At 60.4% G+C, this 12,741-nt stretch carries 11 protein-coding genes and 1 tRNA gene; 4 read left to right on the forward strand and 8 right to left on the reverse strand.

What is annotated here, in order from left to right; genetic code table 11:
* Nucleotides 1-277: 277 nt before the first annotated feature.
* Nucleotides 278-2,059, reverse strand: coding sequence for a tRNA adenosine(34) deaminase TadA (gene tadA / locus AB5767_RS09710; RefSeq protein ID WP_368132468.1), 1,782 nt, complete (start codon nt 2,057-2,059; stop codon nt 278-280).
* A gap of 51 nt (nt 2,060-2,110) precedes the next feature.
* Between tadA and AB5767_RS09715 the strand changes: the two genes are divergently transcribed.
* A tRNA-Ser gene (locus AB5767_RS09715) sits at nt 2,111-2,200 on the forward strand.
* Between the two features lie 2 nt (nt 2,201-2,202).
* Here AB5767_RS09715 and AB5767_RS09720 read toward each other — a convergent pair.
* A complete protein-coding gene (locus AB5767_RS09720) occupies nt 2,203-2,787 on the reverse strand; it encodes a TetR/AcrR family transcriptional regulator (protein WP_368132467.1) in 585 nt (194 codons plus the stop codon).
* A gap of 211 nt (nt 2,788-2,998) precedes the next feature.
* On the opposite strand from AB5767_RS09720, the gene AB5767_RS09725 reads away from it, so the two are divergent.
* On the forward strand, nt 2,999-3,550 hold the full coding sequence (locus AB5767_RS09725) for a LemA family protein (protein WP_368132466.1): 552 nt from the start codon (nt 2,999-3,001) through the stop codon (nt 3,548-3,550).
* Nucleotides 3,551-4,115: 565 nt separating this feature from the next.
* Here the strand turns inward: AB5767_RS09725 and AB5767_RS09730 are convergent.
* Both AB5767_RS09730 and AB5767_RS09735 read right to left on the reverse strand, forming a co-directional pair.
* Nucleotides 4,116-5,168, reverse strand: a complete 1,053-nt coding sequence (locus AB5767_RS09730; RefSeq protein ID WP_368132465.1) for a branched-chain amino acid aminotransferase — start codon at nt 5,166-5,168, stop codon at nt 4,116-4,118.
* 298 nt (nt 5,169-5,466) lie between these two features.
* Complete coding sequence (locus AB5767_RS09735; RefSeq protein WP_368132464.1) at nt 5,467-6,105, reverse strand: DedA family protein; 639 nt, start codon at nt 6,103-6,105, stop codon at nt 5,467-5,469.
* Nucleotides 6,106-6,329: 224 nt separating this feature from the next.
* Here AB5767_RS09735 and cysE point away from each other — a divergent pair, with 224 nt between their 5' ends.
* Nucleotides 6,330-7,034, forward strand: a complete 705-nt coding sequence (gene cysE / locus AB5767_RS09740) for a serine O-acetyltransferase (protein WP_118388475.1) — start codon at nt 6,330-6,332, stop codon at nt 7,032-7,034.
* 110 nt (nt 7,035-7,144) lie between these two features.
* On the opposite strand, the gene AB5767_RS09745 is transcribed toward cysE, so the two are convergent.
* The 4 genes from AB5767_RS09745 to AB5767_RS09760 all read right to left on the reverse strand — a co-directional run bounded on the left by AB5767_RS09745 (nt 7,145) and on the right by AB5767_RS09760 (nt 11,845).
* Nucleotides 7,145-9,148 carry an ABC transporter ATP-binding protein gene (locus AB5767_RS09745; RefSeq protein WP_368132463.1) on the reverse strand — a complete coding sequence of 668 codons (2,004 nt, stop codon included), beginning with the start codon at nt 9,146-9,148 and terminating at the stop codon, nt 7,145-7,147.
* A 1-nt stretch (nt 9,149) separates the two neighbouring features.
* Nucleotides 9,150-10,886, reverse strand: a complete 1,737-nt coding sequence (locus tag AB5767_RS09750; protein WP_368132462.1) for an ABC transporter ATP-binding protein — start codon at nt 10,884-10,886, stop codon at nt 9,150-9,152.
* A complete protein-coding gene (locus AB5767_RS09755; protein WP_368132461.1) occupies nt 10,874-11,374 on the reverse strand; it encodes a winged helix DNA-binding protein in 501 nt (166 codons plus the stop codon). The genes AB5767_RS09750 and AB5767_RS09755 overlap by 13 nt, the downstream gene beginning before the upstream one ends.
* 180 nt (nt 11,375-11,554) lie before the next feature.
* Nucleotides 11,555-11,845, reverse strand: a complete 291-nt coding sequence (locus tag AB5767_RS09760) for a hypothetical protein (protein ID WP_006235631.1) — start codon at nt 11,843-11,845, stop codon at nt 11,555-11,557.
* Between the two features lie 294 nt (nt 11,846-12,139).
* Between AB5767_RS09760 and AB5767_RS09765 the strand changes: the two genes are divergently transcribed.
* Complete coding sequence (locus AB5767_RS09765; protein WP_195361465.1) at nt 12,140-12,661, forward strand: nitroreductase family protein; 522 nt, start codon at nt 12,140-12,142, stop codon at nt 12,659-12,661.
* Nucleotides 12,662-12,741: the final 80 nt, after the last annotated feature.

Genomic DNA, 12,741 nt, shown 5'->3' on the forward strand with positions numbered 1-12,741 from the left:
TACGAGCTCCTGTGCGAATTGAAGGGAGCTCTCCCGCAAACTGCCTCTTGACAACTTATAGGAGCGTCGGTTTTGTTTTTGCAAATTCCGGGATGGTCGAAGGTGGCCGGTTTAACGTAGTAGATGGTCGCATTTCGTGGCAAACGGTCCGACCCAAGGCACAAGGCGGCCAACCTCGAATGGCCATTCTCGAAGTTGCGGTGGAATACGGACTGAATTGGCCCCTTAAAGGCAAAAACGCTCCGTATTTCACCGCGACTTATCGAGGGGATGGGTTTTAGATACGGCCAAGGTCGTAGGATCGAGCGGCCGCTTCGCCGGCGCAGATGAGGTTGGTTGTGGCTTCTTGCGGATCGAGTGCCTGTTCCAGGCCCATGGGTTTGCGGCAAATCGGCAGTACAAGGTCGATGCCTTGCCCATACACCGCATCCAGGTTATCAGCGCGACCGCCCACGACAGCAATCACCGGCTTGCCATATCGCTTCGCACGACGGGCCACACCCACCGGCGCCTTACCGGCGGCGGACTGCTCATCCATATTGCCCTCGCCCGTTATGACCAGGTCGACATCGCGCACGCGCTCGTCAAACCCCACGAGATCGAGCACCGTCTCCACGCCCGAACGCAGCTCCGCCCCGAGCGCCAGCAACGCCGCGCCCAAGCCACCGGCAGCGCCCGCGCCGGGTACACCGAGCACCGAGCCAAATGTCCGCGCGCCCTCGGGTGTGCGCAACAACCCCTGGGCTCGAGCTCCGGCAATCGCGGCGTCGAGCAAGCGACCGTAGCCGACCATCCAGCTGTCGCACCTGCGCAGGACCTCGGCATCCCCCGTCGGCAGGCCCTTCTGCCCACCGAACACTGCTAGGGCGCCTCGACGCCCCACGAGCGGATTCTCGACATCGGAAAGCACCACGACACGTGCGCCGTTCAGCGTCCGAAGCGCTGGCGCCACATCGATACTCGCCACGTGTTCAAGGCCTGCAAGACCGGGAACGATATCGCAGCCGTGTTCATTGACAAGGTGGGCGCCCAGCGCCTGCAGCATACCGGCGCCGCCATCGTTGGTGGCGCTGCCGCCCAAACCAATATAGATAGTCTTTGCGCCCATGCGAACCGCGCGAAGCATGAGCTCGCCCACGCCATAGGTTGTAGTAGCCAGCGCCGACGACTCCGTGCAAGGTGAATACCCGATGCCTGCGGCTTCGGCCATCTCAATAACAGCCGACTCGTGCTCGATATCAACCAGCATCCGGGCAGACGTGCGCTTGCCCAAGGGACCTGCCACCTCGCAGGTCACAATCTCACCGCCGCACGCGGCGATAGCATCGAGCGTTCCCTCGCCGCCATCTGCCAGCGGCAATACGCACACCTCGGCATCGGACCACACACGGCGCATGCCCTCGGCAACCGCCGCCTCCGCCTGCGCGCTCGAAACGCTACCCTTAAAGGAGTCGATCGCCAACAGCACACGGCGGGGCCGGCGCTGCACGGGGCCAAAATCAACCGCCGCGCCAGCATCCTCTTCGGCACCCGCGAGCGCTGCGGCGTGAGCGGCGTGTGCTTCAAGATCGGCCCCACAACCGCAATCAGCGCCGCCCGCTCCGCGCAGACCGCCAAAATAGCTACTCAGCAGCTCGCGGCATTCATCCGCCAGGACCCCAGCCGTCACGTTAAACCGATGATTCAGGCGCGAGTCGGCATTCAAATCGTATAGGGATCCCAACGCGCCCGCCTTGGCGTCGCTCGCGCCATACACGCAGCGCCCCACGCGCGCGTTGACCATAAGGCCCGCGCACATGCAGCAGGGTTCCAACGTCACATAAACCGTACAGTCGAAAAGGCGCCAGCGGCCAAGCGCCTGGGCAGCGGCGCACACGGCCGCAAACTCGGCATGAGCCGAAGGGTCCTGGTCGAGTTCGCGCCGATTGTGCGCCCTCGCGACGATCTCACCGTCGCGCACCACTACGGCTCCGATGGGCACCTCGCCCACCGCCGCGGCGACTCGCGCCTCCGCCAGCGCCTCGCGCATGAACTTCTCGTCGATTTCGGTGATCGTCATCGTTCGCCTTCCCTGTTGCAAATTCAAAACGATGCTATCATTACGACTCACGGAGAGATGGCAGAGCGGTTGAATGCGGCGGTCTTGAAAACCGTTGAGCGCGAGAGCGTTCCGGGGGTTCGAATCCCCCTCTCTCCGCCACTTTAGTGATTCACCGGTGTCATGGTCCGCTCAAACAGTGCATCGACCACGTCGGCTATCTCGGGTCGACGCTCAAGATCGTGGCCCGATTCCCACCATATCGTGAAAAGTCGAATAATACCGCCGGCGACAAACTCAGACGTCGTCTCAAGTGACACGGGGGCCAGGGCATCCTCGGCAAGCACGTTCATCACACGCTCGCGGATGGAGCGGGCAATGCGGTCGCAAATAACGTTGGTCAACATGCCCGACATGCTGCTTGCCAAAATGTTATCCATGAGCCGCTCGTGCGCCAGAATCAAATCCATGGCATCGTCCAAAATCGCGTGTCGAAGCGTGCGCACGTCCTCGGCAGACACCGCGCCGGCCTCATCGGGCTGTTTTTGCGGCAAGCCCGACATGAGCTCATCGATATAAAAGGCAAAGTAATCGTTCTTGTCGCGAAAGTGCTTGTAGAAGGTCGTGCGGCGAATCATGGCGCGGTCGCACAGCATGGCAACCGTCAGGTCCTCAAAACGATGCTCCTCGAGAAGCTCGGTGAAGGCATCGAACAGGGCGCGGTAGGTTTTCTTAATGCGAAGGTCCACTGGTATCGCCATCCTCAGGGCAAAGACAACACTCGTCAATCTGTCGCATATCTTACACCTGTACCTCGCGCGCTTTGCCCCGGTGCCAACCCCGCCGAAAACACAACGCTTACCGGAAAGTTCGGCACGGCAAAACGTTGCGGGTATACTAGTAGCGTTATACCAACGGCAGCTGGCGCATGCCGCCGCGGCCATTCGAAACGGAGACATCATGATTACCGTCATCATCGGCATCGTTGTTGTCATTGTGATTGTCTGCGCCATCGCCGGCATCTACAACAACATGGTCACCAAGCGTAACCGCATCGATAACGCCTGGCAGAACATCGATACGCAGCTGCAGCGCCGCAACGACCTGATCCCCAACCTGGTCGAGACCGTCAAGGGCTACGCCAAGCACGAGCAGGAGACGCTCTCCGCCGTGATCAGCGCGCGTAACACCGCCGTCAAGGCCACTACGCCCGAGGCCAAGATGGAAGCCGACAACGTGCTGACCGGTGCGCTGCGTCAGCTCTTCGCCGTAGCCGAGGCCTATCCCGATCTTAAGGCAAACACCAACTTTACGCAGCTGCAGGCATCGCTCGAGGATACCGAGAACAAGATTAGCTATGCACGCCAAAGCTACAACGACTGCGTGCTCAGCTACAACAACGCCATTCAGACGTTCCCGGCTGTCATCTTTGCCGGCATCTTCCAGTTTAAGGAACGCCAGGGCTTCGAGGCCGGCGAAGCAGCCCGCCAGGCCCCGACCGTCAAGTTCTAGTAGTTTGGCAGCGCATCCTTAATCGACCAAATGCATAAACTGCCCCGTCGAATGCATACTTCGACGGGGCAGTTTCCTTTTTCGCGAAGGTCCCCCTCTAAGCGCCGTGCATTTTTAGGAGTATTCAACATAACCAAGAGCTTCGGACGCCACGATAAATGCCAAAGACCGCGAATATCCCTGCAAATCAAACGCTGTCAGCCCATAACCCCGCCCATCATTCGTAGAAAACATCGAGAACTCCCGATTTTTTGCCCGAAGCCGGTATGCAGGGGCCTTCGATTGCAGAATACTCGCAAAAATGCACGTCGCCACCGCCCCCACACGGCGCGAAGCAAAAACACACGCGCGGCCTAAAAGGCCGCGCGCCATCTTTAATTCAGATCTATATTGCCCGTAACGGCAACGCCGAGGTAACGCAGGCCCGAGGGTAACCTTCCTTTCCGGCGCACTCCGCAGGACGAAAGAACCCCCGCCGCACGAAGTGCGCAGCGGGGGCTCTTTCATGTCCGAGGACGCGCCGGAAAGGAAGGTGCCCTCGGGCCGGACATATCCGTAAGACAGATTACGCGACGGTGTAAACCCAGTTGTGCTTATCCTCGACAGCACCGGACTGGATGCCAGTCAGGGTCTCGCGGAGCTTCTTCATCACAGGGCCGATCTCGGTATATCCAGCCGGGAAGGTCACGGTCTCGTCGGCGCCGTAAACCTTGTTGTCGATTTCGCCAACCGGAGAGATGACGGCAGCGGTGCCGCACAGGCCGCACTCCACAAAGGTGCCGGCCTTGACCTCGGCCCACTCGACGGGGCGCTGGTCAACGGTCATGCCCAGGTCCTGAGCGACCTGAACGAGCGAACGACGGGTGATGGAGGGCAGGATGGAGTCGGTGTGCGACTGCGGAACGACGAGCGTGCCATCCTCTTTCACGAACAGGACGTTGGCGCCACCGGTCTCCTCGACATAGGTGCGGGACTCGGAGTCGAGATACAGGCTCTCGGCATAGCCCTCGCGATGGGCCTCCATCGTGGGCTTAAGGGACATGGCGTAGTTCAGGCCGGCCTTGATGTTGCCGGTACCGTGCGGTGCGGCACGGTCATACTCGGAAACGCGCAGCTTGACGGGCTTGAGGCCACCCTTAAAGTACGGACCGACCGGGGTCACGAGAATACGGAACGTGTACTCAGGAGCGGGAGCCACGCCGATCACGTCACCGGAGCCGATCATAAACGGACGCACGTACAGGGTCGCGCCGGAACCGAAGGGCGGAACCCAGGCGGCGTTGGCAGAAACGACCTGCTTGACGGCCTCAACGAACTTGTCCTTGGGGAACGGGGGCATCTCGAGGCGCTGCGCAGAGTTGTACATACGCTCGGCGTTCATGTCGGGGCGGAAGCAGACGATGCTGCCGTCCTCGGCGGTGTAGGCCTTCAGGCCCTCAAAGACCTCCTGGCAGTAATGGAAGATGCCGCCGCACTCGGAGACATGCAGGGTGTGGTCGGTGGTCAGGCCGCCTTCGTCCCACTCGCCGTCCTTCCAATGGGCCTCGTAGCTGTAATCGGTCTTCATGTAGCCAAAGCCGAGGCTACCCCAATCGATATCCTTCTTCTCGACAGTCATATGTCGCTCCTTACATACACAGTTGCAAACTCGCGAACCCGCACGCAAGGACCGAGGCCGGCCGCGTCGCAACGTCGCACGCCCGGAGCGTAGAGCCGGACGGGACACGCGAAGAGCATCAAAGCCGATGGCACGTCGATTCGCATGCACGAGATTGTACTCCCCGTACGCGTCTGATAAAACGCTTTTCTTTAACTAAGTAAAGTATTTTCATTTGACCGAAGCTAAAGAGGCCCGCCACCGTAAGCGGTGACGGGCCTCAACTGTACGGTCTGCGCGCTGGCTCGAGCTAGGCGTTCTATTTGCCCAGCTTGGCCTTAACCAGACCGACCACGGTCGGGATGATCGACACGGCAACGATGCCGATAATCAGCAGCTCAAAGTGCTCCTGCACAAAGGGAATGCCGCCAAAGAAGTAGCCCAGCAGCGTAAAGACCGTCGACCAGGTAATGCCGCCCAGCACGTTAAAGACGACAAAGTTGCGCCAGTGCATGCCGCCCATGCCAGCGATAAAGGGCACAAAGGTGCGGATAAACGGGAAGAAGCGACCCAGGAAGATGGCCAGGTGACCCCACTTGTCCAAGAAGTCCTCGGACTTTTTGATGCGCTCGGGCGTCATGGCCTTGACCTTGCCCGAAGCGATGATCTTGCGGCCAAAGAAGTGACCGATCATAAAGTTGCACTGATCGCCCAGGATGGCTGCGGCCCATGCGGTGGCCAGAAGCGCCACGATGCTAAAGCCGCCGTTATGGGCAAAGAAGCCCGAGGCAAACAGCAGTGAGTCGCCGGGAAGGAACGGGAAGAACACCACGCCCGTCTCGATAAAGATGATCAGGAACACGCAGCCGTAGGCCATGAGCGGGCCGGCGGCGATCCAGCTGGCGATCGCAGCGCGCGGATCCTTAAGCAGCTCGGCGATAAAATTGATGAAACCCATGAAGTAAAACCTCTCAGTTGTGGGCGCGGACACGTCCAAGTTGATCAGTATACGGTTGCGGCGCGAGCACGGGCCAAACCCCTCAAAAGTCTTACTTCATTACCAGCAAGTTTGCATAACTGACACCTGTCGCCTAAAGCAAAGCAAGATTGTCCTTCCTAATCCCTAGCGAATCGCTATACTTTATTGAATCGCATTGTCACGGCGCTAAGGGAGGGCGGCCGGTGAGCTTTATCAACACCATTCGCGAGGACATCAAGACCGTCCAGGCGCAGGACCCTGCCGCGCAAAATGGCCTAGTCATCTTCCTGTCCTACCCCGGCCTGCACGCCAAGTGGAATCATGTGCCCGAGCACTGGCTGTGGGAACACGGCCATCGATCGCTTGCCCGCGTGCTCTCGCAGTTAACCCGCCATATCACCGGCGTCGAGATTCATCCCGCCGCGCAGATTGGCAAGCACTTCTTTATCGACCACGCCATGGGCGTCGTTATTGGCGAGACCACCATCGTGGGCGACAACTGCGTGCTCTACCAGGGCGTCACGCTCGGCGGCACCGGCAACGAGACCGGCAAACGCCACCCCACCCTGGGCAACAATGTCACCGTGGGCACGGGCGCCAAGGTGCTTGGCAACATCCACATCGGCAACAACGTCAAGATCGGCGGCAACTCGGTCGTCGTCAAGGACGTGCCCGACAACTGCACCGTCGTGGGCGTGCCCGGGCGCATCATCAAGCGCAACGGCTGCCGTGTGTTCGAGGAGAGCTTCGACGCCAAGCAGCATCGCGAGTACATGCCCGACGATGCCGCCGAGCAGAGCGCCCTCAACCGTCAGGGCATCACCGAAAACGCCCGTCGCGTCAAGGAACTCGAGCAAGAGGTGGCCGAGCTCAAGGCCCTCGTCGCCAAGTTCGTGGACGAGCGCTAGGGCCGCGGGCAACCGCCACATCATGAACGCCAACACAAAAGGCGCGCCAGGGAATCCGCCCCGACGCGCCTTGTTTCCAATGTGACATGCGGGACTGACCCTTTGTCACCTTATGCGAATTGGCTTAGGTAGAGGTCGGCATAAGCGCCCTCGGCAGCCAGCAACTCCTTGTGCGTACCCTGCTCGATGATATTGCCGTGATCCATGACCAGGATGAGGTCGGCATCGACGATCGTCGATAGACGGTGCGCGATCACAAAGCTCGTGCGCCCGCGCATGAGCGCGTCCATGGCGCGGCCGATGGCGAGCTCGGTGCGCGTGTCCACGCTCGACGTCGCCTCGTCCAGGATGAGGATCGCCGGGTTGTTGAGCAGCACGCGCGCGATGGTCAGCAGCTGACGTTGGCCCTGGCTGATGCTCTCGGCATCGTTAGCCACACGCGTGTCGTAGCCCTGCGGCATAGTGCGCACAAAGAAGTCGACCTGTGCGGCGCGTGCGGCCGCGACAATCTCCTCGCGCGTCGCCTCGGGACAGCCGTAGGCGATGTTCTCGGCAATGGTGCCATCAAATAGCCAGGCGTCCTGCAGCACCATGCCAAACTGCTGGCGCAGCTCGCCGCGGTCCATGCGGCTCGTGTCCACGCCGTCGAGGGTAATGCGGCCGCCGTCGATCTCGTAGAAGCGCATGAGCAGATTGATGAGCGTGGTCTTGCCCGCGCCCGTGGTTCCCACCACGGCAATCTTCTGGCCCGGTTCGGCGGTAAACGACACGTCGCGCATAAGCGGCTTGTCGGGCGCATAGCCAAAACGCACGTGTTCAAAGGCAACACGGCCCTCCACCTTGCCCGGCAGCTTGGCGGCGGCCACCGGCAACGGATCGGCCTCCATCTCGGGCTCGTCGAGCAGGTCGAACACACGCTCTGCGCTCGCCAGCGCGCTCTGCAGCGAGTTAAAGGTAAACGACAGCTGCGTCATGGGCTCGGACGCCTCGTAGATAAACTGGAAGAACGCCTGGAACACGCCGACGGTCATATGCCCGGCAACCAGCATGCTGCAGCCCACCAGCGCGATCACGATCTGCGCCAACCGGCCGATAAAGCGCACCGCGGGGCCGACGGCGTTAATCATAAAGTCGGCCTTGGTGCTCACGCGCGCCAGCTCCTTCGAAGCCTCGTGCACCTCGGCAGAGCTCTTGCGCTCGCGGTTAAACGCACGGATCACCAGACGGCCCGAGTAGCCCTCCTCGACCGCGCTCGTAATCTTGGACACCCACTCCTGGCGCTCGCCCGTCACATCATGCGTGCGGCGCGACACGACCTTCGTCACCAGCAGCGAAAGCGCCGTAAAGAACAAAAAGACGAGCGTGAGCGGCACGCTAAACACGAACATCACGCTCACGGCGCCCACCACGGTACCGATCGACACCAGAAGCTGGAGCAGGCCGCGTTGCATACTCTCGGACATCTTGTCCAAGTCGTTGGTCGCACGGCTGACGACCTCGCCGGGACGATGCGCGTCAAAGTAGGCAAGCGGCAGACGGTTGAGCTTTTGTGCGATGCGGTTGCGCAGACGCAGGTTGAGGCGCTCGGCAACGCTCGACATCAAAAAGCTCTGGAGTGCGTAGAACGAGGCGGCGGCGGTCCAGATCATAAAGTAGATAAAGATGGTCCTGCCGCAGTTCTCCCAGGTAATGCTGAAGGTAGTGTTGTTGGCAAACGCCAGCTTCATGTGCCCCCACAGCTCATCGATCACACGGGCGCTGTAAGCCGGCGCCGCGGTGTTAAAGATGGCATAGAACACGATACTCGCGAACACGATATAGAAGCGCCAATGGTCGCCGGCGGCCTCGCTCCACAGGCGGCGCACCGTCGCCCAGGTGTCGCGGGGCGTCTCGTCCTCGTCCTCGTCGTCAACGTCGCGCATGCGCTCCGCCTCGGCGCGGGCGCGCTCGTCCTCGGCGCGCTCATTTTCCTCGTAGAGCGCCTGGCGGCGAGCCTCGCGCTCCACCGCTGCCTTGGCGTTTTCGTCCAGGTCGGGCGTGGCGCCCGTCTCCTCGACTGTCTCTGCAGCCGCGACGTCATCGGCGATGCTCCGCTTCTTGAGCTCCTCGGTCATGCTACTCACCTCCCTTCATCTGCGATTCCGCGATAGCGCGGTACACCTCGCAGGTTTCCATGAGCTCGTCGTGCGTGCCTAGGCCCACGACTTCACCGTCCTTGAGCACCACAATCTGATCGGCATGCAAAATAGTCGAGATGCGCTGGGCGATGATGAGCACCGCGGCATCGCACGTCTCGTCCTGCAGCGCATAGCGCAGTGCCGCATCGGTCTTAAAGTCCAGAGCCGAAAAACTGTCATCGAAGATATACAGGTCGGCATGCTTCATGAGTGCGCGGGCAATCGCCAGGCGCTGGCGCTGACCACCCGAGAAGTTCGTGCCGCCCTGGGCCACCGGCGTATCGAGCCCCTGGGGCTGGTCGAGCACAAAGGTGCTCTGGGCAACCTCCAGCGCATGGAACATGTCAGCCTCGGTCGCGCCCTCGTTACCAAAGCGCAGGTTGCTCGCCACCGTACCCGAGAACAGCCATGCCTTCTGCGGCACATAGGCGATACGCCCGCGGATATCGTCTTGCGAAAGGTCGCGCAGATCGACGCCGTTCAGGCGAATGGCGCCCTTCGTGGCATCGTGGAAGCGAAGCAAGAGCTTGGCCACCGTTGACTTGCCCGAGCCCGTCGAGCCCACGATCGCGGTCGTCTGTCCGCGGCGGCAGGCAAAACTCAGGTCGCACAGGGTGTCCTCGTCGGCATCGTCAAAACGGAACGACATGTGGTCGAACACGGCCACCGTGTCGGCGCCGTCTGCGGACTCAGGTGTCCCGTCGCCCAGCGTAGCCTTACCGTCCACGATGCTCGGCTCGATTTCGAGCACCTGCTGCGCGCGGTTGAGACACGCCGCGGCGCGCGGAAGCGTCAGCACCACCATCTGCGCCATCATCACAAAGAACAGGATCAGGATCGCGTACTCCAGCACGGCCGAGATGCTGCCGATTTGCATGGCATGGACGCCCACACGGTTGCCGCCCACCCACAGCACCGCCACCTCGGCGATATTCATCAAAAAGAAGCTGGAGCTGTCGAGACCCACAAACAGGTGGTTGACCTTGATGGCATTGGCTGCGTAATCGCTAAACACCTCGTCCAGGCGCTGCTCCTCGTGGCGCTCCTTGTTAAATGCGCGGATGACGCGCACGCCCACGATGTTCTCGCGCAGCACCACGTTCATGCGGTCGATAAAGCTCTGCAGGCGCATAAAGATCGGCGCGGCGTTGGCAACGGTAAAGACCGCCGCCACCAGCACGATCGCAACGACCACGCCCAGCAGCGTGCCCATGGCAGGATCGATAAACCAGGCAAAGATGATGCCCGCCACGGCCAAGAACGGTACCGGTAACACCAGCTGAATCGTCTGCAGGATCGCTTGCTGGATCACGTTGATGTCGTTGAGCGAGCGCGTGATCATCGAACCCGTACCAAAGCGCTCAAAGTCGCTGGCGGACAGCTCGAGCGACTTGTCGTACACGGCATTGCGGATATCGCAGGCCACGTTGGCGGCCAGGCGCGCCGAAAGATAGCAGCCCAGCACCGTGCCGCCGCTGGCCATGCCGGTCGCGATAAGCATGTACAGGCCGTTGCGTAATATATAGTCGACATCACCCGTGGTAATACCGGTGTTGACCATGTTCGCCAGCATCGTGGGAACCAACAGCGTACCGACGTTATCTATCAGCACCGCAAACAGCGTCACCGCAATCAGACCGCGGTACGGCCTCATAAACCTCATTAAGAGTCGCATGCGTCCCCCTCGCCCTTATCGTCAGCCTCGTTCTCGGCGGCCACTTGCCGTTTAAATGCCTCGCACTCTTCGTTAAGAACATGGGAGAACTTACCGACCAAGCGCATGATCTCGCACTGTTCCCACGGCTCGAGCGCCTCGAATGCCTGTTGCTCGGCTTTTTGCGCCGGCAACGCGTAGCGCTTGGCAAACCGCACGCCTTCTTCGGTCAGTCGTACAACCTTGTTTTTACGACTGCCCTCGGCAAACTCCAACGTCGCAAGCCCTCGCGCCCTAAGCGTTTTAATCGCCGAATTGATGGTCTGTTTGCTGTAGAACCATTCACTCGTCAGCCGACTCACGGCAACGCTTCCGCCCGCTGCACTCGTGTCGACGAGCATCCAGTAGGCGCAGTCCGAAAGGCCGCAGGCGCGCGAGAACTCCGAATAGATATGGTCGAGTCCATTGAGCAACCGATCGAAGTCGACCAGCGTAACCGCACTATTCATCTATCCCACCATTCGATTGTCCGATTTTTGACCAATTATGTGTCTCTAGATTAGTCCGAGTTTTGACTATCGTCAACAGGCTCTCCGCAAATGCGCGCACTTTTATGGCCTATCGGCAGAAAAAGACCGCCGGCGCGGGGGCGGCGCCAGCGGTCACGTGAAAATCGGGTTTATTGCCTGTTAAGCGGCGACGGCCTCATAGACCGTAGCGCCCGAGAAGCTGTCATGCAGGCTCTTGCCGGCAATCCACGGCAGCTCGACGACCTCGCAGACCGTGTTGACCAACTCAGAGCAGTCAGTAAAGTGGCCCTTGTCGTTGAGGGCCTCGCAATCCTGAACACGCCAATAGCCATCGGTGTGCGTGATGTAGTACTCGTGATCGTTGATCGACACGAAAGCGCGCGTCTTGGAACGCAGCAGCTTCAGAAATCCTTCGAAATCGGTCTCGACGACATCTCCAGCCTGGAACATGATGCTACCTCCTGGCCCGGCGCCACCACGGCGCATTGATAAACGTTGGTACTCCTTTAGTAAAACCTTTATCAGAGGTTATGCGTTCGTCATTTAGGCAAGTGGTAAAAAACCGCAGGGTAGACGGGATAAAACGTTTAACCATCCCATTTGATTATCACATTCTGAAGGTACTTTTATGCAAACCTACTTTCCCAATTGGAATCTATCCTTTTGGCCGGGCAATTGACCGTCTATCGTTTGAGCCCGACGGGTATGAACGGGGCATCTGCAACGCCACCGCAAGGAGACACCATGGAGACTATCGAAGCACTCATTCACCGTCGCAGCTGCCGCAACTACAGCGATCGTCCCGTCGAGGCCGAAAAGCTTGCACGTATTATCGAAGCCGGCCAATATGCACCGAGCGGCATGGGCCGCCAGCCGGTGACGTTTGTCGCCGTCACCGACCCCGCGACCGTCGAGCGTCTCTCACAGCTCAACGCCCAGGTCATGGGCAGCAACAGCGACCCCTTCTATGGCGCCAAGACCGTTGTGGTGGTGCTGGTTGACCGCAGCGTACCCACACATCTGGAAGACGGCTCGCTCGCCATGGGCAACTTGCTCAACGCCGCCTATGCACTGGGTGTCGATTCGTGCTGGATTCACCGCGCGCATGAGGTCTTTGACTCGCCCGAGGGCCTGGAGCTGCTGGCCAGCTGGGGCCTGCCCGCCGACGGCAGCCTGCGCGGTGTCGGTCACTGCATTCTGGGCTATGCCGAGGACACGCTACCCGAGGCAAAGCCGCGCCGCGACAACGTGGTGTACGTCAAGTAGCGCAGGAGTGTCCCAAACTGCCGGCAGAGACGATATGAGCAGGACATAAAAACATTGAGAGCCCCTGCTGCATGAAAGAC

It is taken from the genome of Collinsella aerofaciens (assembly GCF_040926265.1).
Taxonomy (GTDB): domain Bacteria; phylum Actinomycetota; class Coriobacteriia; order Coriobacteriales; family Coriobacteriaceae; genus Collinsella; species Collinsella aerofaciens_BB.